This window comes from Robertkochia sediminum (assembly GCF_016786255.1).
In the GTDB taxonomy this organism is placed as follows: Bacteria; Bacteroidota; Bacteroidia; order Flavobacteriales; family Flavobacteriaceae; genus Robertkochia; species Robertkochia sediminum.
Genome location: NZ_JADMKT010000081.1, coordinates 1 through 24,432 on the forward strand (window position 1 = coordinate 1; position 24,432 = coordinate 24,432).

Consider the following 24,432-nt stretch of genomic DNA (forward strand, 5'->3'; position numbering starts at 1 on the left):
CTTCTATGTTGTTTTCCAAGCAAAAAGCCTGTTTTTTACCATTATAGTCTTTCGGAAGCCCTTTTCAAAGCTTCCATTTCTGTTCATGATTCAAACACTCTTTCTCTTTGATGGTACTACTTTTTTACTAAAAACCCTTTCAATTAATCTTCTATCAACAGTCTCAATGCTTAGGCATTAGCTGCAATTTATTGTTCACTTTAAAAGGAAGGGGGACGTAAACTTCACCGAACAGTCTGCTTGCAGATCAGTGATCTTCAAGTGCTGCAATTGTAAACGAACGTTCGTTCCCCCTTTGTAATTTTCCCAGGTTTATAAATAGTACCATTAAAGTTAAAGCTTTCTGATTCACGCTATTTGTTTTTAACATACGACCCCATACTTATAAGGCTCTCGATGAATTAATACATAACGAATCCGGTTTAAAAGATTCTTGGCAATTCGAATGATAGCCTTATTCTTTTTCATCCGTTTACTCAAGTTGGTAAATCGTAAAGTCAGTGCAGGATCGCTGCGAACTGCACTCCAGGCCGCTTCGATCAATGTGTTCTTTACATTAGTTCGACCTCTGGAGCTTATACCCGAGGAGCTCTCCCGATCTCCTGAAGCATGTACCTTAGGCATTAATCCAAAATAACCGCAAAGACGGTCAAAGTTGGTAAAACGATGTATATCCCCAATTTGAGTCAGCAAAGTCATGGCTGTCACAACACCTATACCAGGTATGCTTTGCAGCAATAGTACATTCTCACGGTAATTATTACTCTTTGCCAGAGCTCTTAAACGAGAACTCACCTCTTTCTTCTTGACCTTTAAATATTGGCCGTAATCCAGATGAGCCTGAATAATGAATTTAAGATCCGGATACTTTACCATCTCACTTTCCAACCACGCAACATAAGCCTTAGTCCAACTCTTGCTCCCCCGGTCAAGTTCCTCAGGAATAGAAATCCCATACTGAAACAAAAGCGACTTAATCCGATTCTTCACCCTGGAAAGATCCTTCGTTAAACTATAACGCAAACGCAGTAAACTACGGTCTAACTCCAAATGCCGATCCGGAACATCGATCCCTTTAAGTAACTGGGATCGCAGTGTATTGGCTAGTTTCCTACTATCGACCGTATCATTCTTTCGTTGGCGATCCTTCTGACTTGTAGGGATATCTGCTGCATGTACCACCTGAGCATCTATACCCAATGAACGAAGTGTTCTGCAAGGAGTAAACCCATTGAAGCCCGCCTCGTAAACAGCCTTATAACAAGCTCCGGGATAATGCTTTTGAAGGTATTTTGCCAACCCTTGAGCATCAGCATCCCTACTCATCGTCTTCAGTTCAAAATTATCACTTAAAAGCGTGACCTTCCAACTCTTCTTATGACAGTCAATTCCAATATAAATTGTTTGCCCATCAAATCCTCTCGGCGTATCTTTAACTAATGTCGGCATAAGTCAATGTTTTTTAGATTGTTATTACCTTAAAATAAAAAACTTGGCTTATGCTTTTTTGTTTAATAATGCCCCAATTCTACCTTTGATTCTTTCCTCTTATTTCATTGGAACTGTGGCCTAAAACAAACATAGTAACTTTACCTCTTTACCTGCTTACCTCTTTACCTGCTTACCTCTTTACCTGCTTACCTACTTACCCATCTACCCATCTACCCAAAATAAAAACACCCCGGGAACGAACGGGCGCTCCCAGGGTGTTTTCGGTTATCCAGGCTCTTTTATGAGTTTCTTGCCTGTGCCTTAATGGCTGCCTGTGCGGCTGAAATCCTTGCGATCGGCACGCGGAAAGGAGAACAACTTACGTAGTCCATTCCGAGCTGATTACAGAATTCGATCGAGGCCGGATCTCCTCCGTGCTCTCCACAGATTCCGATCTTAAGCCAAGGGTTCACCTCGCGTCCGCGGCCTACTCCGATACGCATCAGGGTACCTACACCTTTCTGATCGATGGTTTCGAACGGATCGGCTTTCAGGATATTCTTGTCGAGATAGATCGGCATGAATTTACCGGCGTCATCTCTGGAGTATCCGTAGGTCATTTGCGTAAGGTCATTAGTACCGAAGGAGAAGAACTGTGCTTCATTTGCGATCTGATCGGCAATAAGAGCAGCTCTTGGGATCTCGATCATGGTACCTACCTTGTATTCAACCTTGGTATTTCGTTCAGCGAATACCAGTTCGGCAGTTTTATCGATCACCTCTTTCTGAGCTCTGAACTCTTCGATCGTACCAACTAATGGTACCATGATCTCTGGTTTCATCTGCACGCCTTTTTCACTCACATTGATGGCAGCTTCGATAATCGCTCTGGTCTGCATTTCTGTGATCTCCGGATAGGTGATCCCCAAACGGCATCCACGGTGACCTAACATCGGATTAAACTCTTCAAGGTCGGCTACCTTGGCTTTTACCATTTCAAGAGAAACGTGCAGGTCTTCTGCCAGCTCTTTTTGATGTGCCAACTGGTGAGGTACGAACTCGTGTAATGGTGGATCAAGCAATCTGATGGTTACTGCAGTTCCATCCATGGCTTCGAAAATTCCTTCGAAGTCCGATCGCTGCATTGGTAATAATTTATCGAGCGCTCGCTTACGTCCTTTGGTAGACGATGCCAGGATCATTTCTCTCATGGCTTTAATACGGTCTACTTCGAAGAACATATGCTCCGTTCTTGTTAGTCCGATACCTTGTGCACCGAAGTTTCTACCTACCAGTGCATCGGCTGGAGTATCGGCATTGGTGCGGATCTTCAGTGTACGATACTTATCACTGAGCTTCATGATCTCTGCAAACTCTCCGGTAAGTTCCGGTTCTTTTGTGGCTATCTTACCTTCGTAGATATTACCGGTACTACCGTTTAGTGAGATCCAGTCGCCTTCGTGGAATTCACGACCATCTATCACCATGGTGCGGGTCTTGTAATTGATCTTAAGTGCACCAGCACCTGAGATACAGCATTTACCCATACCTCTTGCCACAACCGCGGCGTGAGAGGTCATACCCCCTCTTGCAGTAAGGATACCTTTTGCACGGTGCATCCCTTCGAGGTCTTCGGGGGAGGTTTCAACACGTACCAGAATGGCGTGCTTGAACTTCTCTACCTCATCAGAGTGGAATACGATCTGTCCGGTTGCCGCTCCCGGAGAGGCAGGAAGTCCCTGAGCAATGGCGGTGGCACTTTTTAATGCGGTGAGATCAAAGATCGGGTGTAGAAGTTCGTCAAGTTTAACAGGCTCTACGCGAAGCAAGGCCTCTTGCTCATTAATAAGTCGTTCCTTAAGCATGTCCATGGCGATCTTCACCATAGCCGCCCCGGTACGCTTACCGTCCCTTGTCTGGAGGATCCACAATTTACCGTTCTGAATGGTAAATTCCATATCCTGCATATTGCGGTAATGTATTTCCAGCCTGCGCTGAATTTCAAATAGTTCCTTATAGATGGAAGGCATGATCTCCTCGAGAGAAGGATAGGTTTCTCTTCTTACCTCTTCAGTAACCTGAGCCAGTTCTGCCCAGCGCTCTGATCCGAGTTTAGTGATCTGCTGTGGTGTACGTACCCCGGCAACCACATCTTCACCCTGGGCGTTAATGAGGTACTCCCCGTTAAATACGTTCTCTCCCGTACCGGCATCACGTGTAAAGCACACTCCCGTACCGGAATTCTCTCCCATATTACCATAAACCATGGCCTGTACGTTCACAGCGGTTCCCCAATCTGCGGGATATCCGTTCATGGTACGGTAGTATACTGCTCTGTCACCATTCCAGCTATTAAATACAGCGATCACAGCTCCCCAGAGTTGCTCCCATGGGTCTTGTGGTAATGTATTTCCTGTTCTTTTGGTGATCGCCTCCTTAAAGCGAAAAACAAGTGTTTTGAGATCTTCCGTGGTCAGATCGGTATCCAATTCGATCCCCTTATCTTCCTTGATCTCTTCCATAATGGCTTCGAAGGGATCGATCTCTTCTTTAGATTCCGGCTTCATACCCATAACCACACCTCCGTACATCTGAACGAATCGGCGATATGAATCCCATGCGAAGCGGTCGTTTCCGGTAAGTTTGGCCAGCGCCTCTACGGTCACATCATTGAGTCCTAGATTTAATACCGTATCCATCATCCCCGGCATTGATACGCGGGCCCCTGAACGAACAGAAATAAGCAGCGGATTGCTGGATGATCCGAAATCGGCTCCCATGATCTCTCCAATACGTTTTACCGATTCCCTAACCTCTTCTCTGATCAGGTTCACCGTAGCTTCTTGTCCGAGTTTATTATACTCTGTACATACTTCAGTGGTAATAGTGAACCCCGGAGGTACCGGAATACCGATCTTGCTCATTTCGGCAAGGTTGGCGCCTTTTCCTCCAAGTAAGTTCTTCATAGTGGCATTTCCATCGGCTTCGCGGTCTCCAAAACTATAGACCCGTTTTTTAATTTCCTGAATAACTTCCATGATTTCGATTTTATGCAATAATTGATTAGTTATATGGTGTTTTTGTTTGTGTTTAACACTTTAAAGTTCGGTCAGTATTACAGGAGATTTTATGACTTAGGTCATGTACGAAGTTTGTTGTCAGAAAAAAGCATCCAGCCAGGATGGCTAAACCGGCATAAACTCACTGAATTCAAGCGATTTAGTCCTTTAAAAAAAATATTTGAAAAAATTTGGGATTTTATAATTCTTACAGAGGCATTACCTTTTCAAACCCTAAAACAGTGTTGTTTAAGGCAACTCAAACGATAGAAATACCAAGTAGTGAATGGAATTATAACGGTTTTGTTCGCCTACTCAAAGTTGGCGATGAACAGAACGAAGTTAAGGCCAAGAGTTCAAGAGTTAAGGTCGGTAACAATTACAGGATTTGAATAATGAAACTCCGGCTTATTGCTTTTTGGAACGTTTCCACAAATAGTAAAGGAATATAAAGAGGAGTGGCAACCCCACATAGAGAATGAGCTCAGTGGCAGAAGTGAAATCCAACGGATCATTCTGATGGGGTTTGGGAACTTCTTCGGGGATCTGGATAAGCAACATATGTTTTCTTTGAAGATCTAAGCTTTATTAAACTTTAATATATTTTTCAATTTCTTACGCCAGGATTCTGGGCCTACCTCCCCGTATCTATATCCATATCGGAGTTGTCCTTTTTTAACATCATTAAATACGATGTTCATATTAGGCAATCTCTTTTCTTCATGTAACCCGATGATATGCGGCATCATTTCCTTTTCGGTATATTCCGCACGTACCAAATAAAGTGTTTGATCGGCCTCTACTCCCAATACCATGGTATCGGACACCAATACAGTAGGAGCCGTATCGACAATGATCACCTCAAAATCCCTTCTTAAAGATCTAAATAGTCCAGAGACCTTTTTATCATCTAAAAGAATTGATGGGTTCACAAAAGCCTGTCCGGCGGTGAGAACAAAAAGATTTTTGAATTCGGGATCCTGTAGGATCACATCCTTTAGGCTTCTTTTTCCACTCAGATATTCAGCTATACCTTCCTTCTTGCTATACTTAAAACTTTTGACTACATCGGGATTCCTAAAATCTGCCTCTACCAAAAGTACCCTGCGATTGGATAAGGCATAGGTTTTAGCCAGATTGGTAGCCACAAAAGTTTTCCCTTCATCATTAATCGAAGAGGTGACAAAGATTACCCGACCAGTTTCGGTAACAGACTTACCGTAAAAATCGAGATTTGTTCGTAAATGCCTAAAGGACTCTGTCGATAGATCGTTCTTCAATTTAAGGTCATTATTTCGATCTATTCCGGGAATCTCTGCAATGATATTGATATTGTTAACATCAGACTTCAGATCTGCCAGAGAACTGTACTTCGTATCAAAAATATTACTCACATATAAAATACCAAAAGGTAGGCCCATTCCCAGGATAATGAGCGCCAGGTATGTTTTTGTCTTATTTGGAGAAACCGGTTCATTTAAGTTTACATGAGCAGGATCAATAACCTCTGCGTTCGGAGATGCCGTTGCCATGGCTATAGCAGATTCCTCACGCTTTTGTAATAGATAGAGAAAAATTGCTTCTTTGATCTCCTGCTGCCTGCGAATATCTCTGCTTTTTCTTTCCTGCCCGGGTACCGAGGTAATGCGGGAGTCGAGTTTTTCATTATTGGCCTCCAGAGTATTTATCCTGATCTTAATTGAGTTTATAAAAGCATTCAAACTATTTAATAAGGATTGATCCAATGAAAACAACTGCTCATTGATCTGGAGAATCACCGGGTTATTTTCTCCGGAACTTCTTAATAAACGCTTCCGTTGAAGCATAAGATCGTTATACTGATTAATAATGGTATTTATGTTGGAGTCTTCAACACCTATATTAGAAGGTAACAGTTCGAACTTTCCTTTGTTTTTTAGATAGATCAACATTTGCTGAGAAGTGTTCAACTGTGTCCTCAGATTAATGATCTGTTCCTGGTTCTTTTCTTCTGCCTGAAGTATTAATCCGGCTTCTGAAGAAATATCTGTTATTTGATTCCCTACCTTAAATTGCTCCTGTTGTTGATCCACATCCGATAACTCGGAAGAGATACGGGTAATACGTTCATTAATGAAATCATAAGTGATATTAGTGATCTCATTCTTGCGCTCTATGGCCAGTAAATTATAATTCTCTACCAGTTTATCGACAAAGGCCTTAGCCTTTTGGGGCTGACTATCTACGAACAGAACCTCTAATAAATTGGTTGGGTCCATTCTATCATTGTCCGACATAACAGAGAGATTCTTCTTATACATATTAACAAACTCCTTAACGGGAGACAGAACCACCTTCAATTTGGTTCCAAAATAATTATCTAAAATATGCTGCTCAGGGGTAACCACAAGATCCCCTATCGCGGTACGAACAGATGAACCGAATTCATGAGTGGAGCTTACTTCATATTCATCAATATATTGAAATTCAGAGGTGCTTAACGGTATTATTTCGAAATAGAGATAAGAATTAAATAATACAGAATCCTTTACCAAAAAGTTAAGGTGTACCGGGGATGTCATGTACAGTTCTTTGTCTTTAAAGTTGCCCTCACTATAAACTTTAAGGTTGAACTTGAGATCCTTTAATGTTTTTTCGATCAATAATCTTGAGCTAATAACATTAACCTCGTCCTTAATCAATTTGGAATTTGTAGAAACAAGACCTGATGCACCAAGGAGGGCTGTTTCAGGTGTAGAACTATTTTCTTGCAATAGTCTTATCACAGATTTGGCTTCGTAAAGAGGTGTCTTATATCTCAAATACAGTTTACCTAAGATCAAAAAGGCAAATAAGGACAGTGCGAACCACTTCCATCTGGATAAATAAAATTTAACAGTCTCCTTAATTTTTATTCTTTCATCCTTTGAATGGTTTCCCTTGATATCTCTGTTTTTCAGAATCTGAGTCATGGATGCAATTTTAATTTCTGGTTAGAATTAAAGCTGTAGATGTTATGAGAACAGAAAATATGGACACCATTATCGTCGCTCTGTTATCTAAGGAGGTAGTTTTTATTGCCGATTCATTAGGTTCTACATAGACCACATCATTCTGAGTAAGGTAATATACCGGGGATTTGATAAATTCTTTTGTCGTTAAATTAATTCTGGTAAAGGTCTTCACCCCATCAAAATCTCTTATGACCAACACATTATCTCTTCTTGCTTTCATCTCTAGATCACCTGCCAGACCAAGTGCTTCTAGCAAGGTTATTCGTTCGGTTGGCACAGAATAAGTACCCGGTTTCTTAACATGCCCCAAAATAGTAACTCTAAAATTTTTGATCCTTAAATTAACCACAGGATCCCTCAACAACTTCTTACCTATCAGCTGACTTTCTATGAGCTTTTTCGCTTCCTCTGTCGTTAACCCCATAAGTTTGATCTTCCCTAAAACAGGAAAGTCTATAAAGCCCTCTTTATCGATAATGTAATCTACCTCCTCATAAGAAATTCCTTCTCCTTTCTTAAGATTGAACGCAGTAGTGCTTTCTATATTATTTGCAGATATGTAAATACTTAGAAGATCATCTACCTTCAATCTAGGCTCAAAATCCCTGGTTTCTACCATAGTCTCGTATGCCCCCGCATTCTGAAAGTAAGCAACATCCTTACGACTTGCACATGAAGTAATCTGAAACAACAAGAATAATAAGAACAGTCTTGTTAAAATCTTTTTTAGAAAAAAAGGTAAGTAAGTCATAGCCTAAAGTTCGTTTTACAGCTTTTTATATGGATTAAAATTTAAGGATTGGAGGATGGAGTAATTCCCAGTTCTATCTTCATCGGATTTATCCAAACAGGTGAAATCTGAATTTTTTGAAATGTATTCCGGAACGATCTGTTTCAATTTTGAAACGATCATATTTCTGTCATTATATAGATTGAAAATACATAAGGCCTCGATCTTTGCTTTCAAATGTTCGTAATCGAGGTCTTTCACCTTACTAATAAGGATCTTGTCATGATAAGTTGGCATGGTGTTCTCCCCATTAGCTAATAACTCTTCATACAACTTCTCTCCTGGCCTGAGTCCGGTGATCTGAATATCAATATCATCGGGATAATTCAAGCCGGATAGTTTGATCATATTTTTCGCAAGATCGAATATCTTCACCCTTTCACCCATATCAAATATGAATATCTCTCCCCCCTTACCCATACTACCGGCCTGTAAAACAAGTTGCGAGGCTTCCGGTATGGTCATAAAATAACGGGTGACTTCTTCATGGGTTACGGTTAGAGGTCCTCCTTGCTCTAATTGTTTACGAAACAATGGGATCACCGATCCATTAGATCCCAGAACATTTCCAAAGCGAGTGGTGATGAATCTCGTGGCTTTAGTTTCTCTTTGCAATGCACCGATGTAGATCTCTGCAGTGCGTTTGGTCGCCCCCATAACATTGGTAGGGTTTACGGCTTTATCGGTAGACACAAGTACAAACTTACCTACCTTATGTTTTACGGCAGCATTCGCTAAAATCCTGGTCCCTACGACATTGATCTTAACGGCCTCATACGGATTTTCCTCCATGAGGGGCACATGCTTATAGGCTGCAGCGTGAAAAATAATATCCGGCTCATAATTCGTAAGAATTGCATCTATTCCATGAGCATCTCTTACATCACTAACAATTACGGTAAAATCTTTTCTGCCTTCCCTTATAAATTCTTGCTGCAGATCGTAAAGAGCCGACTCTGCAATGTCCAGGCATATCAGTTTTTTTATGGGGAAGTGATTAACCTGTCTGGCGATCTCACTACCTATAGAACCTGCAGCCCCGGTAACTAAAATGGTCTTGCCGGTAAATTCTTTCGCAAGTTCCCTGTTCTCTATATTTATAGGATTCCTTTGTAAAAGGTCTTCCAACTGAACCTGCTTGATCTGGTTAAGTTGGATCTCCCCATTGATCCATTGACTAACAGGAGGAATGATCTTTACTCGTGGCACTAACTCGACCATTTCATTTATACTGCCCTGTAAATATCTCCCACTGGTATTAGGGATCGCAATAATGACCTCGTTAATGCCATAACGCTCAACAAAATTCTTATTGAATGCTGCTCTGGAGAGAATAGGTGCTCCATTGATACTACTACCCACCTTTGCCTTATTATCATCTATAAACGCAACTACACGAATGTTTTGTTTTAGGGAGTTCGCTAAGGCATTGTAGGTCATGATACCGGCATCACCTGCTCCATAGATCACAATGCGCTCTGTTAAGTGAAAATCACTCATTATGTATTTATAGGCCAGTTTAAAAAGCAAACGCGATGCTGCCAATGCCACCAGATTAAGTAATGCGTGCAAGATGATGGTTAGTTTAGGAATAGTAAACCCCGGGATAACATCAAAGGTGTTATTCACCAGCAAAAGCAATACCGTAAGAAAGCTAATGACCCCAACCGCCAAAGTCACCTTAAACATATCCCGAACCCCGGTATATCGCAGAATTCCGCGGTATGAACCTGTGATTCCGAAACTGAACAACGAGATAAGACCAATGGCAATAATTCCTGTCATGAACCATTTAAACTCAAAGTTTAAAGTAAAATCAGACGAGAGGAAATAGGCTACAAAAAAGGTGAGCATGACCAAACCGGTGTCCATGGCCAATACCAGCCATTTGGAGCCATATTTTGGGATAAACAGGGGGAGTAAATTATTTATCATAATTCAAATGCTTTAAAGATCAGGTTGGTAATACGATTAAGGTCGTCTTCCGATAAATTAGAGCCACTGGGAAGGCAGAGACCCTTATCGAACAGCTTCTCCGAAACACCATTAACATAGGCCGTTTTTTCCCGGAACACGGGCTGCAAATGCATGGGCTTCCACAAAGGACGAGATTCAATATTATGTTCGTCCAGATATAAACGAATGCGCTCGCGCATTTCAGTATTTTCCAATAGGATACAGGTAAGCCATCGATTCGAATAATACCCTTCAGGTTCTTGACAAAAGCTTACTCCTTCTAAGACATTTAGTCTGTCATAGTAAAACATGTAATTTCTTCTTCGTACTTCTACCCTGTCATCGAGTACTTCCATCTGCCCCCTTCCTATGCCTGCCGTCACATTGCTCATACGGTAGTTATAACCAATATTGGAATGCTCATAGTGTGGCGCATGATCTCTTGCCTGCGTTGCTAGAAAAACTGCTTTTTCTTTAAGGCTTAAAGAAGGCGACACTAATGCTCCACCGCCCGAAGTGGTAATGATCTTATTGCCATTAAATGAAAGAGTAGCAAGATCACCGAAGGTACCGCAGTTTTGATCGTTGAAACGACTTCCAAGCGCTTCAGCACTATCTTCAATTACAGGAATATTATATTTTTCAGAAAGCTGGTGTATTTCATTAACCTTATAAGGCATACCATATAGATGGACTGCAATGATCGCCTTAGGCTTAATACCCTTTTCTAAATGGTCAAGAATTGAACGTTCTAATAATTCGGGTGAAAGGTTCCAGGTGTCTTCCTCACTATCTATAAAGACAGGGGTTGCACCTAAATATGTTATGGGATTAGCACTGGCCGCAAAAGTAAAGCTCTGGCAAAGTACAATATCACCAGGACCAACGCCACACAAAATCAAGGCTAGATGAAGTGATGCGGTTCCTGAAGAAAGTGCCGCAACGTGGTGTGAGCCTCCAAGAAAATTCTCGAGATCTGATTCAAATCCCTGGACATTAGGACCCAAAGGAGCTATCCAGTTCGTACGGAAAGCTTCATTCACATAAAATTGCTCCCTGCCCCCCATATGAGGTGAAGAAAGCCAGATTTTGGTATTAGTTGCGATCATAACGGTTCATCGTTAAAGCCGCAGGAAGTCCATTAGTAAATTGGTAAGCAGGGGTTTAATAATTTACCTTAAACAATGAATACCTTCGATCAAAGCTCCAGGTTAATTCAAGTCAGGCATTATAAATTTATTAAACCAGAGAGCGTTAGAGTCCTTGTCTCGTCAAAAAGGAATAATATTCGGCTAAATACGGATGAAGAAATGAAGCTAAATTATTGTAAATGAGAGAAAAACACTACTTCGGGAAAAGTGTGCTATTCTTCGAAAAATATAGGTTATTGAAATTGCGTCATTTAACGATTTAACTTTGATTTTTCGCGAAGAATCCATGCCTAAAGCTTCCGTAACCATTATCTTTGAGCCTGTAATTTACCTAAAGAACACTACGTAATGAAAGAAGTAAAAAAGATCTGTTGTATAGGAGCAGGATACGTAGGCGGACCTACCATGTCCGTTATCGCCAATAAATGCCCGGAAATTCAGGTTACTGTGGTCGATATTAACGAGAAGCGCATTGCTGCTTGGAATGATGAAGACCTCGATAAGCTCCCGGTATACGAACCCGGTTTGAAGGAAGTCGTTGCCGAATCAAGAAACAAGAATTTATTCTTCTCTACAGAAGTCGACAAGGCCATTGATGAAGCCGATATGATCTTTATTTCGGTTAATACCCCTACAAAAACTTACGGTAAAGGTAAAGGAGAAGCCGCTGACCTCAAATACATTGAGTTGTGTGCCCGAAACATCGCCAGAGTCGCTAAGGATGATAAGATCGTCGTAGAAAAATCGACCCTACCGGTGCGAACCGCTCAGGCCATTAAAGATATCCTTCACAATACAGGAAACGGCGTGAAATACGAGATCCTGTCTAACCCGGAATTTCTGGCCGAAGGTACCGCTATAGATGACCTGCTTAATGCCGACCGTGTATTAATAGGAGGTGATGATACTCCTTCCGGGAAAGAGGCTAAGAATATTCTTAGCAGTATTTATGAACACTGGTTACCCAAAGAAAGAGTACTTCAAACCAACCTATGGTCTTCAGAACTTTCTAAACTGGTTGCCAATGCATTCCTTGCACAAAGGATCTCTTCTATTAATTCCATCTCTGCCCTTTGTGAAAAAACAGATGCCAATGTAGCAGAAGTGAGCAGAGCTATTGGAAAGGATTCCCGAATAGGGCCAAAGTTCCTGAATGCTTCAGTAGGTTTTGGTGGCTCCTGTTTCCAAAAAGATATTTTGAACCTGGTATACATCTGTAAAACTTACGGACTAAGCGAAGTGGCAGAGTATTGGGATCAGGTGATCAAAATAAATGACTACCAAAAAAGACGTTTTGCAGAAAACATCATTTCAACCTTATATAATACGGTATCGGGTAAAAAGATCGCCTTCTATGGTTGGGCCTTTAAAAAAGATACCAACGATACAAGGGAATCTGCCGCCATCTATGTAGCCGACACCTTACTGGAAGAACAAGCAGAGATCGTCGTATATGATCCAAAGGTTAGTGCAGAACAGGTATATGCAGATCTGGATTATCTCAATACCCGCTCTGAAGCAGAAAACCGACGTCTGGTTAAAGTGGTCAATAACCCTGAAGAAGCCGCTAAAGAAGCGCATGCTATTGCTATCTTGACGGAATGGGACGAGTTTAAAGAACTACCGTGGGAGTCACTTTACGAAATGATGCTGAAACCGGCTTTCGTTTTTGATGGAAGAAGAATTCTCGACAAACACTACATGAAGTCTATCGGATTCGATTATTACCGAATTGGAGAAGGAAAGTAATCTGAATTTTAAATAATACCTCATGAAAGCCCGGTTCTGAATACCGGGCTTTTTTTATGGACTATCCCTAAAGTACTTCCTGCTTAAAATGGATTCAAGCACTCCCCTCTTCTCATAGCATATAAACGTTATTTAGCAAGTATATTATGTCAAAATGTACTTTTAAATCTTAAAAACTGTTAAATAACGACCATTCAACGTCTAAACCACGCATTTGAGCGTATAACTATCTTGGAAACCACAATGAATGAAGTGCATAATCGACATCAAATGTTAAATGGTGCATTTCATCGAAAAAAACAAACAGTTCATTGCAAGGTTCTTGATTTTAAATAGTTTAGCGAGAGCCAAATCTTAAACCCAAAGTTACCATGAAGAGACTGAAAAAATTTCAGCCAGTGATGATTATTGCGCTTATTTTAAATTTTCTTATCGCCTGTTCTAGCGACCAGGAAGAACTTTTCCTAGAGGATCAGAATACAAATACCGAGGAGGTTGATGAATATATAGCAGCTACCATTTATTACGAGGAGGAGAATGGAGACAAACATGCTATCGTCTATACCACTGAAGGAGATAAAAAGGTATTTACCAATGGTAAAAAAGTAGAGGAAACTAAGGAGCGTGCTCCTAAGCCTGTAAGACTTCCTGATCATGTTGATAATCCAAAACACTCAGAGATCATTGAAGACGAATCCTGGACAGATGAAGAGGCCATGGATCAGACTACTCCAGATGCTGAAGAAGAAGAACAAGCCACTACTCCTCCTGACACAACCGAACCGGATGCAGGAACAGTTGGATCCCAAGATCTTACAGGACTCTATAATATTGATCACTGGATTAGTGAATTTGACAATGCATGGAATGCAGAATACTCCTATTATTTGCCAAAGGCAGATAGTGGTTCTCCGTTTGACATCTATATGTTAGCATATGCTATTGATGCCAATACTACTATGTTCAAGGTAACCGGTGACAGAAAGTATCTTGATCGTGCATTGGAATATGTGGAGGCTAAAATTGCCAATGCCCAAGTTTCAAGTTCTTTACCAAACAGTTCTTATAAGGACTCCTATTTAGGTTGGTGCAACACTGACAAGGCCAGCTGGCCCGAAGACGAAGTTTCTCTTGGTGAAGCTCACGGATTTAGAATGGTTTCGAGCTTAGTTAGAACGTTACATGATGCTACTGACATTCGTGCAGAACAAAGTTATCAGCAGAGATATGAAGATCTCCTTCAGTTTATGGAAGTTCATATCTGGGAAAAGTGGGAAAGCAGAGGAATGGCTAATATTTACAGAAGCAGAACACACATGGCTAGCCACTGGGCAAGAATGGGAATGGACCTGTATTATATTACCGGAAATTCTAAATATCAAAAAGTTTATCAGGATTTCTTCTATGCAAATTCAGACAGCTATGTGTCTATCAAACCGCTGATTGAAGCCGGATCTACAGACACTCACCTACTTTGGAAGTCTCATTCAAGCAATCCTAACTTCAATGATATTTCACATGCGAATGCAGAAGTTGCACTTTTCTTTGAAAGCCGTGAAATTGGACTAAACGATTTTACAGAAACCGAACTGAACAAACTTATCAGAACTTTCGAAGATAAAATGTATAAGACCGCTGGACCATACCCTTTCTATCTTGATGGATCAGGTTCACAGGACGACAACAGTTTTAATGAAGGATGGTTCAGACTTGGAGGTCACAGCACAAGTGTTCAAAAAAAATTACAGGATTATTACGACGTAAGAAGAAACACAACATTTAACAAAACGCTTCAGATCGCGATCATGGCAAGAAACTATGCTTTACTAAGCAATCAGCCTCTGAAATACTAAATTAGTACCTATCTATTTAAAAAAGGTCACCTGGAACTATGGTTCCAAGTGGCCTTTTTTTTATTGGAGCATGCCACTCTCCAACATCTACCCTTTTGCTGAAATAAGTGCAACATCGATAACACTATAGCCTAAACTCCTATGAAGTTATAAAGAACCATTACTCTTATCCATTCCTGTATGTGTACATATGTGCACACCCCATTATGTAAAAAAAAACGTGTCGGTCCTGTACCGTAAATGCTCCTTCTAATTTGGTTATACATCTAATGATCTCGCCTATTGACCGTAATTTTCATCTAGCCTATTTTAATTCAATATATTCTATGGCCGTTAAGTAATTTCCTAAATGATTTGATTAATATTTTGTTCTACCTATAGCTGTCGGGGGTGAACGAATTGAACACGATTCTGGAACGCCTCCAAAATTTAAAAAAGTAGCATTATGCAACGGTTTATAAGTTCCCTCCGTAAGACTGATCTTGTTGCCTTGGCGATACTGTCCATGTTTTTGATCAATCCTTTTGGGTTTGGTTTTGTATTTGGCTATTTACTTGTTTTATGGGTGGTATTACAACCAAATCTAATCGCAGCTATAACAGGAGATACCATGTTCTGGACGCTTTTACTCTTTTCTGTGGTATATGGTGCATTCTATGCCTTGAATCCCGAACAAGGCATACAATATATCATCATTTATCTTACGTTTCCATGGACCTTTTATCTTCTGGGTAAGAACATGGGAGCCGGAGTATTTGATCGCGATGCTTTCTACATCCTGTTCTTTCTAATTGCTACCTTTTATTCGATCACTCCGATCCTATCGATAGGTAAGAATATTCTAAATGGAGGGTTTGTCCAGTTCTCCCGTGATATTCCCAATTTTTGGAATGGAAAGATTGAGAAGGCAACACTTATAGCGATTCCATTTGCTTTTCAGATGCTTATACTCGCTTTCTTATATACAAAAAAGCAGTATTCGAAGTATCTCTTCAACATAGCTGCTCTGCTCATTTTTGTGCTTGCTATGCTATGTACATTCAGAATAGGTAGTCGTACCTTACTTATGGTTTTTTTTATCACTTCACTACTGGCATTCTTCCTGTTCTTCAATAAATCAAGTATTGGTGTTAAAACTCTAAGTCTGATACTAATGCTCATCGCGGCGGTATATATGATTGATTATATATACATAGACCTGAACTCAGATTATTTATCGGTATTGGGGCAAAGATTACAGGATAGTGATAATGCCCAAAGTGCCGGGGGCAGAACGGAACGCTGGATGAGTTCGGTCGAAAACCTTATTGAGCATCCTCTGGGATGGAAGCTTTCTGAATTTGGTTTTGCACATAACTTCTGGTTGGATGTTGCCAGAGAAAACGGACTGCTTCCTTTAGGGATCCTTATTTTGTTTACCATTCAATCTCTGAAATTATGGGCCAATTTCATTACTAATAATCTTCATGATAACCGAGTGATCTATTTAAGCCTTGGTTTTTTTGTAACATCATACAGCATATTATTTCTTGAGCCTATCATGAATGGCGCCTTTGATTTCTTTTGTGTTTTCTGTCTTGTACATGGTTGGTTGAAGGGGCTTAAAATTATGGAGAACCATGAAATTGCAGTCCGATGATCCGATACGGCCTTCGGCTAATTTGGACATTCACAGCTTTTAAAAACTCATCTGCACATCACTCAAAAGTGTCAGAATCTCTTTGTAAAATATTGAATGTCATCACAGTAAACAGAACATTCATCTAATACTTAATTCAAATCAATTATTAATGTAAGTTTTTCCTGTATTTTAGAATTAGCCTATAAAAATCCTTTTCATCCCATAACGAATGTAAAAGCAAAAATAATGAACCTAAAGCTGCTCGTTCTCCGTATTGGCCCTTTACGCTTCTTAATGCAAGAGCTCTATAAGGTCATGGTCAGGTTCAAAAAAAAGGTGATCCTTGAAAAAAATACATATATCGGATTTTCTTCAACATTTGAAGGAAAGAACAGGTTGAAGAAGAACGTATATTTCTCTAATTCTCAATTAGGTTTAGGCAGTTATATCTCTGAAAATTCAAGACTTTCGAATACCAGGATCGGCAAGTATTGCTCTCTTGGCCCGGATATAAAATGTATCTTTGGCCAACATCCTACACGTGATTTTGTATCTACTCACCCTGCCTTTTTTTCTACACTAAAACAAGCAGGATTTACCTATACAAAAACACAAACTTTCAAAGATTTTGCTCCTCTCCCTGAACCTGAAGAAAAGTTCAGTATCATTATCGGAAACGATGTCTGGATAGGAGCAGAGGTTTCGATCATCGAAGGCGTAAAAATTGGTGATGGTGCAATCATAGCAGCCCGTTCTCTGGTTACAAAAGATATTCCTCCCTATTCGGTCTATGGAGGCATCCCTGCTAAGTTTATAAAATCCAGGTTCACAAGTGAAGAAATAGAATTTCTTACAAAGTTAAAATGGTGGGATAAACCTGAGGATTGGTTGATCGAGAATCAACCCAATTTTGAAAATATCAGTCTTCTCATGAACAAGTATCAGTCTAAAATATGAATGTACCCGCAATCATTGTTGTCACCTACAACAGACCTGCATCTCTACAGCGACTGTTAAATAGTATTGAAAAGGCTTTTTATCCGGATACTGAAGTGAGTCTGGTCATCAGTATTGACTTTAAAGAAGATAATCAGAGAACCGTTCAGATCGCCGATGATTACCAATGGGCCTTCGGTACAAAAAAGGTGGTTACCAGAGATCGCAATCTGGGTTTAAAAGAACATATCCTGCAGTGTGGAGACCTAAGTGAGAAATTCGGCAGCGTGGTCATTTTGGAAGACGACTTATATGTCTCTCCCCTATTCTATTCGTATGCCTGCCAGGCCCTTGATTTTAGCCGAGCTAAGGAAGCATTGTCCGGTATCTCCTTATACAACCATCAATTACATATTCATGCCAGAGTACCCTTCACCTTAATAGAAGATGGTTTTGATAATTGGTTTCTTCAATTTCCCAGCTCATGGGGTCAGGCCTGGACATTCGATCAATGGTCATCTTTCAGAAATTGGTTAAACAGTAATGATCCGGAAAAGTTTTTTGACCGGCTTCCGGAAAATGTAAGTAGGTGGTCTGAAAAATCCTGGTTAAAGATTTTCCTGTGCTATATGCTCGATCAAAACAAATACTTTCTGTATCCCAAGATCTCACTTTCCACTAATTTTAATGAAGCCGGGACGCACATTAGTGCATCCAGTAATAAATTTCAGGTTCCTTTATTAATGGCATCTAAAAAAGAGTTCAAGTTTGTAAACCTGGATCAATCTAAATCGATTTATGACAGTTTTTTTGAGAACACCTATACTTCTCATTTCCTTCAACCAAACTTCCCTGATCTGGAACCAGATCTGTATGCCACAAAATCGTTGTCCCAGGTAAAAAGTAAATACTTACTATCATCAGCGAAATATCCTTTCAAGATCGTCAAATCATATGGCCTTCAATTAAGACCACCGGAAATGAATATCATGCTGGAAAATACTGGTAATGACATCTACCTATACGATACAACCATAAAAGTCGATAGTAAATTCAAGACCAACAAGGTCAATAAGATCCTTTATTTTCTGCGATACATAGAATTAAAAGACGCTATTACCATAGCAACGAATATGAGTCTGGACCGTTTAAAGCATAGAACACTGAAGGTATGGAGACTCTTAATTAAGGCATAACATACACTCCTTTATAACATCAAGAACTTCACAGTATTAAATAAAGTCCTCGGTGAATAGATCATAATATTTTTTTTTCTAAACCCCATTACAACACCTTTTAATATTATACAAAATGTCTAGTATTAGAACAGTTAAACGAAACTAAAAACATGTTTAAGTGCAAAACATTTAAATTTCTGGAAGGATTCACCCAAGAATGACTATGCCTATGTACAAGGTTGCCGCTTTACTTACCATTCACAATAGGAAAGAAAAAACCCTGTCCTGTCTTGAAGCGCTTTATCACAGCGCTGCAACAACCGATCTTCCTCATGAACTTTCTGTTTTCGTAACAGATGATGGCTGTACCGATGGTAGTGTCGAGGCAATACGAGCCAGATTTCCTGATGTGAAGATCATCCAGGGTAATGGAGAGCTCTTTTGGGCAGAGGGTATGCGAATGGCCTGGAAAGAAGCCATGAAGTGTAAATTTGATCTCTACCTTTTACTTAACGACGATACCCTTTTGGATTCTCAAGCATTAAATCTGCTTTTGCAGGGGCATAAAGATTGTCTTAAGATCGAGAAAAGACCAGGTATTTATGTAGGAGCGACAAAAAGTGCAATTCATAATAAATTAACCTATAGCGGTTCTAAGATCCTAAATCGATTTCTATACACCCAAAGGCGCTTAGCGCCCAATGGAAGCTACCAGTCATGTGAACTTGCTAATGCAAACATTATGATGGTTCCACATGATGTAACCAAAACCATAGGTATACTTAGAAGTGGTTATGCCCATGGGGTTGCAGATTATGATTATTCCCTTACGGCAATAGAACATAACGTACCGGTTTTGGTGATGCCCGAATATTGCGGCATATGCGAAAATGACCACAAAGATAAATACGCGATCTTCGTGACCAAGGATCTGGAAGGCAGGAAAGAATACCTTTATTCCCCCTTAGGATTCGATTTCAGATCCCGTCTGAAATTCGTAAAAAGATTCTTTCCTTACAGGTACCCATTTGTTTTGATCATAGGTAAAATGAAAGTATTATTTCCTGAGCTTTACCTCAAGCTATTTTCAGGACGATTTAATAAGGCGATTAAATGAAGATCCACTGCCTGCACCTCTGTAACGATTTCTCCGGCAGTATGGTACACAGTAACCTATACCGTTCGCTTGCCTGTGAAATAGATCAAACTGTTTTCTTCCCTATAAGGCGAGAACAACAGGTAAAAAAAGCAAAAGATCTCGCATCAAGTTCGTCATTGGAACTCGTCTGCTCAAGAAAACTTTCTCCTCTGCATAGAGTCTTTTTTAGGCGTAAGGTAAGTTATTTACTCAAAGACCTAACTCCATTACTCCACCAGGAACAATTTGATCTGGTTCATGCCACTACCTTGTTTAGCGATGGAGCACTCGCCTTCAAAATCTTTAAAGCGTATAAAATACCCTATATCATTACGGTTAGAGCAACAGATATGAACTTGTTTCTCAAATACCGAAAGGACCTTTATGGTCTCGCCAGGGAAATTATTAAGAATGCACAACAACTGGTTTTCATAAGTGAAGCCCTTAAATCTTCATTTATAAGACATCTTCCAAAACTAAAGCTAGGACAGGAAGTTCAGGATAAAGGAATAGTAGTACCTAATGGTATAGACCCTTTCTGGCTGGATAACATCGTATTAAAAAAAACTCTTGATCCCGAGAGGTTCAATTTAGTATATATCGGAAAATTCAATGAAAATAAGAATGTACTTAGCCTTATCAAAGCTGTTTCAGATCTACGGGATAAGATACCCAACCTCAGGCTTGACCTGATCGGTGGGGGTGGCTCTGAAGAAAAAGAAGTACTAAAATTGGTTCAACAACTGGATTACCTTTCTTACCAAGGCGCCATTTACGAAAAAGATCACCTAAAAGATCGCCTTCGCAGTGCAGATGTGTTTATCATGGTTAGTAAGAGTGAAACCTTTGGTCTGGTCTATATAGAAGCGTTGACACAAGGTTTACCTGTTATTTACACTAAAAATGAGGGAGTCGATGGAATGTTTGACTTTGATATAGGAGCACATGCAAATGCCTTCTCGGTAGCTTCTATTGCCCAAGCTATACATCAAGTTAACAAGAACTATAATGACCTTGATCTTACAAAGATCAACTTTAAGCGATTTGACTGGAAAGAGATTAGAAAGGTTTATCTCGAAATCTATCAAAAAGCAGTTGGGTCACATACAAGTGTATCAAAACAATAGCAACTAATTGAATCCCGTTAGATAGGCCGGTGATATCCATTCTCCATTGACCATTTTTTTTGCTAATCAAGACATCATATTAGCTACTACTATATTTCAACTCCAGGACCTAAGAGTTATCTCCTGAATAATTTTACAATCATTATGAAACGAATAAGATATTCATCCATAATTTACTCTAATACAGCTAAATAATTACTTACAGAATTTACTTTCATATACCTTGCTCTTGTGGAATTTTATTTAATGAGGTGATTAGCAAAATTTAAGTTTCCTATTGATATATAATTAAGAAATACCGTTCTAATATCATGAAGACCTAATTTCTATTTTTTTATAAAAATAGCACGGCTTTCACCCCCCCAACCCGATAAAACAAGATTGCCCTAATGAGAATTCTTTACATCCACCAATACTTCATCACCCCTAAAGAACCGGGTGGCACACGATCTTACTGGATAAGCAGAAAATTAATCGAACATGGTCATGAGGTTACTATGCTCACATCAAGTGCCACTGTACCCAAGAATGCAAGCAAGGGCAAGGTAAACATTGACGGGATCGACGTTATATACCTGAATATTCCTTACCATGGATCCATGCCAATTAAACAACGTTTTATCGCTTTTATAAAATTTGCATTGATCACAACAAAGCATGTGCTAACTTCTGGTAAGTTCGATCTTATCATTGCCACCTCTACGCCACTTACGGTGGGCATACCCGCGTTGGCAGGCAGTATTTTTAAAGGCATACCCTATTTATTCGAAGTGAGGGATCTATGGCCGGAAGTACCAATACAAATGGGAGGACTCCAAAACAAACAGGCCATAAAACTTGCGCAGTGGTTGGAATATAAGATCTATAAAAGAGCAAAACATATCATAGCACTTTCCCCAGGAATGAAAGATGGTGTGCTATCTACAGGAATACCTGAAGACAAGGTAACCATGATCCCAAATATGTCAAAACCAGATGCCTTCTGGCCAAGGGAAAAAGATAGCGGGCTCATTGAACGTTTGGGACTGCAGAAAAATAGCTTTAAAGTAACCTATTTCGGAGCTCTTGGCTTGGCTAATGGCCTCGATTACATTCTGGATGCGGCAGAAATATTAAAGGATGAGAGAGATATCGAGTTCCTATTTTCCGGTGGTGGTGGTGCTGAACAGGAATTCAAGGACCAATGTGAGGAACGGAAGTTAACCAACGTACATTTCCTGGGCAATTTTCCCATGAACATCTTGTCTGAGATCGTGAACCTGGCAGACGTTACGCTGGTAACGTTCATGAACCTGCCTATTTTAGCGACTAATAGTCCAAACAAACTTTTTGATTCGCTATCTGCTGGAAAACCGATCATAGTAAACTCTAACGGTTGGACAAAATCTCTGGTAGAGGAAAATAAATGTGGACTATATGCCGATCCATTAGATCCGTCCGATCTCGCCAACAAGATCCATTATCTAAAGGATCGACCTCAACTTTGCATAGAAATGGGTATAAATTCAAGAAGACTGGCCCTGGAAGAGTATGACCAGGATATCTTGTGTACAAAATTCGCTAAGGTGGTTGATAGCCTCGATATGACAGATATGACTGCGGTTACCCCCTGATTTACCGGTCATACGCATTGTTATCACCTGATAAATTAAATTAAGATTACCCCTCTTATCAAAAGAAGCCTATAAATCCTGATAATCAGAATTTTAGGCGCTTCATCTATTTTAGTGAAACCACTTTTATAATGCTTCTATTTTAGCAATGATTCTTATACCGAACTCCAGTCGCTATGTACAAGAACTACGGAAAAAGATTTTTTGACCTTATCCTTGCGACCATGATCATGATCCCCCTTATTCCTATTTTTATGATCGTGTATATCTTTTTGAGTTTGTTTTCTAATGAACCTGCACTCTTTTCCCAATCCCGTCCCGGGAAAAACGGAAAGATCTTTCGGATAAAAAAATTCAGGACAATGAACAACAAAAAGGATAAAAATGGTGAGTTGTTAAGTGATGCAGAACGAATAACCCCAATTGGAAATTTACTAAGGAAGTATTCTCTTGATGAGATCCCACAACTTCTTAATGTACTCAAAGGAGAAATGAGTCTTGTAGGGCCCAGACCTTTATTACCAGAATATTTGCCCTTATACAATAATCATCAAAAGAAAAGACACGATGTTAAACCTGGAATTACCGGATGGGCCCAGGTAAACGGACGAAATGCTATTGACTGGGACACCAAATTGGATATGGATGTTTGGTATGTTGACCATATTTCATTCAAACTGGATCTTAAGATCTTTATGATGACCCTCAAGAAATTGGTAAAAACCAGTGATGTTTCTTCACCGACTCATGCAACAATGGAAAAATTTACAGGTAGTAAAAAAGTAGATATATGATGAAGTTAAGTATTGTACTGCCCACCTATAATCAGGAAAAATTATTGGGAAGATGCCTTGATAGTCTGTTAGATCAGGAACTGTCTGAAGACGAGTATGAGATCATTATTGTTAACGACTCCTCTACAGACAACACGCTTGACATAGCCAATACATATGCCGGTAAATACAAACATATTAAAGTGATCACCCGTGAAAACGGGGGTGCGGGAGCTGCTCGTAATACTGGAATGGATATAGCTGCGGGTGAATATATACACTTTGTTGATCCCGACGATTATGTTACCCGTAATTGCTATAAATACCTTTTAAAACTCGCTACAGACCTAAACCCGGAGATCCTATGCTTTCAACATGAGAAAACAAGATCGGGTAACGAAGTAACGCCTGTTAAAGACCATCAAGAAGGAATTAATAATCCGGAAATGTATTCGGGAAAAGAGTTCATCGCAAAATTTAAGTACCACAATGAGGTCTGGTGGTATCTCATAAATCGTAAATTCCTTGTAGAAAGTGGTATACGATTCATTGAAGGTAAATGGATGGAAGATGTTATTCTAACCCCTACCATTTTTCTTGAATGTCGTAAACTTTGCTATTGTTCCATAGACGTTTACCGACATGTGATCATGCCTAACTCGGCGATGACCAGTAAAGAGCCTTCACATTACAACAAGCTCATTCAGGATATTGAAGATGCCACCTATGTATTCGATAAATTACTTCAGAAGATCTCTGGAAACGATCCTGAGACAAAAGCCTGCAGAGATCGTATAAAATCCAAACAAGAGTCAATGGTCTTTTTCATGCTCGTACGTCTCATGAAATCAAATCTTCCGGTTAATTCCTTTAAAACCAAACTAAATGGATTCAAGGCCATCAATGCCTATCCATTGAATAATTTTATTGGAAAAGACTACAATGGTTTTGGTTTTAAATTTTTAACCTATGTATTCAATAAAGAGCAACTCATAGCACCATTCATGAATACCTTCCGATTTCTTTACCGCCCTGCAATGCAGATCTATTCCCTTTTTTAAATC

General features: G+C 39.8%; 17 protein-coding genes and 1 pseudogene. 10 read left to right on the forward strand and 8 right to left on the reverse strand.

Annotation, left to right across the window (positions count from 1 at the left end; translation table 11 throughout):
- Window positions 1–363: 363 nt before the first annotated feature.
- The 8 genes and pseudogenes from IS446_RS14585 to IS446_RS14615 all read right to left on the reverse strand — a co-directional run bounded on the left by IS446_RS14585 (window position 364) and on the right by IS446_RS14615 (window position 11,338).
- Complete coding sequence (locus tag IS446_RS14585; protein ID WP_203057834.1) at window positions 364–1,449, reverse strand: IS110 family RNA-guided transposase; 1,086 nt, start codon at window positions 1,447–1,449, stop codon at window positions 364–366.
- A 281-nt stretch (window positions 1,450–1,730) separates the two neighbouring features.
- On the reverse strand, window positions 1,731–4,469 hold the full coding sequence (gene ppdK, locus IS446_RS14590) for a pyruvate, phosphate dikinase (protein ID WP_203061498.1): 2,739 nt from the start codon (window positions 4,467–4,469) through the stop codon (window positions 1,731–1,733).
- 429 nt (window positions 4,470–4,898) lie between these two features.
- Window positions 4,899–5,051: an adenylosuccinate synthetase gene (locus IS446_RS14595; protein ID WP_203061499.1), complete on the reverse strand. Its 153-nt coding sequence runs from the start codon at window positions 5,049–5,051 to the stop codon at window positions 4,899–4,901.
- 17 nt (window positions 5,052–5,068) lie between these two features.
- Window positions 5,069–7,051 carry a GumC family protein gene (locus IS446_RS14600; RefSeq protein WP_235996522.1) on the reverse strand — a complete coding sequence of 661 codons (1,983 nt, stop codon included), beginning with the start codon at window positions 7,049–7,051 and terminating at the stop codon, window positions 5,069–5,071.
- A 66-nt stretch (window positions 7,052–7,117) separates the two neighbouring features.
- A pseudogene (locus IS446_RS15600) lies at window positions 7,118–7,441 on the reverse strand (Wzz/FepE/Etk N-terminal domain-containing protein); the annotation flags it as partial.
- A 10-nt stretch (window positions 7,442–7,451) separates the two neighbouring features.
- A complete protein-coding gene (locus tag IS446_RS14605) occupies window positions 7,452–8,234 on the reverse strand; it encodes a polysaccharide biosynthesis/export family protein (RefSeq protein ID WP_203061501.1) in 783 nt (260 codons plus the stop codon).
- A 15-nt stretch (window positions 8,235–8,249) separates the two neighbouring features.
- On the reverse strand, window positions 8,250–10,208 hold the full coding sequence (locus IS446_RS14610) for a polysaccharide biosynthesis protein (protein WP_203061502.1): 1,959 nt from the start codon (window positions 10,206–10,208) through the stop codon (window positions 8,250–8,252).
- Complete coding sequence (locus IS446_RS14615; protein WP_203061503.1) at window positions 10,205–11,338, reverse strand: DegT/DnrJ/EryC1/StrS family aminotransferase; 1,134 nt, start codon at window positions 11,336–11,338, stop codon at window positions 10,205–10,207. Before IS446_RS14615 ends, IS446_RS14610 begins: the two co-directional genes overlap by 4 nt.
- A gap of 390 nt (window positions 11,339–11,728) precedes the next feature.
- Between IS446_RS14615 and IS446_RS14620 the strand changes: the two genes are divergently transcribed.
- The 10 genes from IS446_RS14620 (at window position 11,729) to IS446_RS14665 (ending at window position 24,429) form a co-directional block, all read left to right on the forward strand.
- Window positions 11,729–13,129 carry a nucleotide sugar dehydrogenase gene (locus IS446_RS14620; protein WP_203061504.1) on the forward strand — a complete coding sequence of 467 codons (1,401 nt, stop codon included), beginning with the start codon at window positions 11,729–11,731 and terminating at the stop codon, window positions 13,127–13,129.
- Window positions 13,130–13,500: 371 nt separating this feature from the next.
- The gene (locus IS446_RS14625) at window positions 13,501–14,982 is read left to right on the forward strand and encodes a hypothetical protein (protein ID WP_203061505.1); all 1,482 of its coding nucleotides are present in this window, start codon (window positions 13,501–13,503) and stop codon (window positions 14,980–14,982) included.
- Window positions 14,983–15,427: 445 nt separating this feature from the next.
- Complete coding sequence (locus IS446_RS14630) at window positions 15,428–16,621, forward strand: O-antigen ligase family protein (RefSeq protein ID WP_203061506.1); 1,194 nt, start codon at window positions 15,428–15,430, stop codon at window positions 16,619–16,621.
- 228 nt (window positions 16,622–16,849) lie between these two features.
- A complete protein-coding gene (locus tag IS446_RS15605; protein ID WP_394370975.1) occupies window positions 16,850–17,560 on the forward strand; it encodes a CatB-related O-acetyltransferase in 711 nt (236 codons plus the stop codon).
- Window positions 17,557–18,735 (forward strand): glycosyltransferase, encoded by a 1,179-nt coding sequence (locus IS446_RS14640; RefSeq protein WP_203061507.1) that lies wholly within the window; start codon window positions 17,557–17,559, stop codon window positions 18,733–18,735. The genes IS446_RS15605 and IS446_RS14640 overlap by 4 nt, the downstream gene beginning before the upstream one ends.
- A 205-nt stretch (window positions 18,736–18,940) precedes the next feature.
- A complete protein-coding gene (locus IS446_RS14645; protein ID WP_203061508.1) occupies window positions 18,941–19,834 on the forward strand; it encodes a glycosyltransferase family 2 protein in 894 nt (297 codons plus the stop codon).
- Window positions 19,831–20,982: a glycosyltransferase family 4 protein gene (locus IS446_RS14650; RefSeq protein ID WP_203061509.1), complete on the forward strand. Its 1,152-nt coding sequence runs from the start codon at window positions 19,831–19,833 to the stop codon at window positions 20,980–20,982. The genes IS446_RS14645 and IS446_RS14650 overlap by 4 nt, the downstream gene beginning before the upstream one ends.
- A gap of 389 nt (window positions 20,983–21,371) precedes the next feature.
- On the forward strand, window positions 21,372–22,595 hold the full coding sequence (locus IS446_RS14655; protein WP_203061510.1) for a glycosyltransferase family 4 protein: 1,224 nt from the start codon (window positions 21,372–21,374) through the stop codon (window positions 22,593–22,595).
- Between the two features lie 176 nt (window positions 22,596–22,771).
- Window positions 22,772–23,389, forward strand: a complete 618-nt coding sequence (locus tag IS446_RS14660) for a sugar transferase (RefSeq protein WP_203061511.1) — start codon at window positions 22,772–22,774, stop codon at window positions 23,387–23,389.
- Window positions 23,386–24,429 (forward strand): glycosyltransferase, encoded by a 1,044-nt coding sequence (locus IS446_RS14665; RefSeq protein WP_203061512.1) that lies wholly within the window; start codon window positions 23,386–23,388, stop codon window positions 24,427–24,429. Before IS446_RS14660 ends, IS446_RS14665 begins: the two co-directional genes overlap by 4 nt.
- Window positions 24,430–24,432 lie beyond the last annotated feature (3 nt).

Excerpts from the sequence above, each read along its gene's own strand:
- IS446_RS14610 (WP_203061502.1), bottom strand. The coding sequence starts at position 10,208 with ATGATAAATAATTTACTCCCCCTGTTTATCCCAAAATATGGCTCCAAA.
- IS446_RS14620 (WP_203061504.1), top strand. The coding sequence starts at position 11,729 with ATGAAAGAAGTAAAAAAGATCTGTTGTATAGGAGCAGGATACGTAGGC.
- IS446_RS14600 (WP_235996522.1), bottom strand. The coding sequence starts at position 7,051 with ATGACATCCCCGGTACACCTTAACTTTTTGGTAAAGGATTCTGTATTA.
- IS446_RS14660 (WP_203061511.1), top strand. The coding sequence starts at position 22,772 with ATGTACAAGAACTACGGAAAAAGATTTTTTGACCTTATCCTTGCGACC.
- IS446_RS14640 (WP_203061507.1), top strand. The coding sequence starts at position 17,557 with ATGAATGTACCCGCAATCATTGTTGTCACCTACAACAGACCTGCATCT.
- IS446_RS14655 (WP_203061510.1), top strand. The coding sequence starts at position 21,372 with ATGAGAATTCTTTACATCCACCAATACTTCATCACCCCTAAAGAACCG.
- IS446_RS14665 (WP_203061512.1), top strand. The coding sequence starts at position 23,386 with ATGATGAAGTTAAGTATTGTACTGCCCACCTATAATCAGGAAAAATTA.
- IS446_RS14645 (WP_203061508.1), top strand. The coding sequence starts at position 18,941 with ATGCCTATGTACAAGGTTGCCGCTTTACTTACCATTCACAATAGGAAA.
- IS446_RS14650 (WP_203061509.1), top strand. The coding sequence starts at position 19,831 with ATGAAGATCCACTGCCTGCACCTCTGTAACGATTTCTCCGGCAGTATG.
- IS446_RS14615 (WP_203061503.1), bottom strand. The coding sequence starts at position 11,338 with ATGATCGCAACTAATACCAAAATCTGGCTTTCTTCACCTCATATGGGG.
- IS446_RS14630 (WP_203061506.1), top strand. The coding sequence starts at position 15,428 with ATGCAACGGTTTATAAGTTCCCTCCGTAAGACTGATCTTGTTGCCTTG.
- IS446_RS15605 (WP_394370975.1), top strand. The coding sequence starts at position 16,850 with ATGAACCTAAAGCTGCTCGTTCTCCGTATTGGCCCTTTACGCTTCTTA.
- IS446_RS14605 (WP_203061501.1), bottom strand. The coding sequence starts at position 8,234 with ATGACTTACTTACCTTTTTTTCTAAAAAAGATTTTAACAAGACTGTTC.
- IS446_RS14595 (WP_203061499.1), bottom strand. The coding sequence starts at position 5,051 with ATGTTGCTTATCCAGATCCCCGAAGAAGTTCCCAAACCCCATCAGAAT.
- IS446_RS14585 (WP_203057834.1), bottom strand. The coding sequence starts at position 1,449 with ATGCCGACATTAGTTAAAGATACGCCGAGAGGATTTGATGGGCAAACA.
- ppdK (WP_203061498.1), bottom strand. The coding sequence starts at position 4,469 with ATGGAAGTTATTCAGGAAATTAAAAAACGGGTCTATAGTTTTGGAGAC.
- IS446_RS14625 (WP_203061505.1), top strand. The coding sequence starts at position 13,501 with ATGAAGAGACTGAAAAAATTTCAGCCAGTGATGATTATTGCGCTTATT.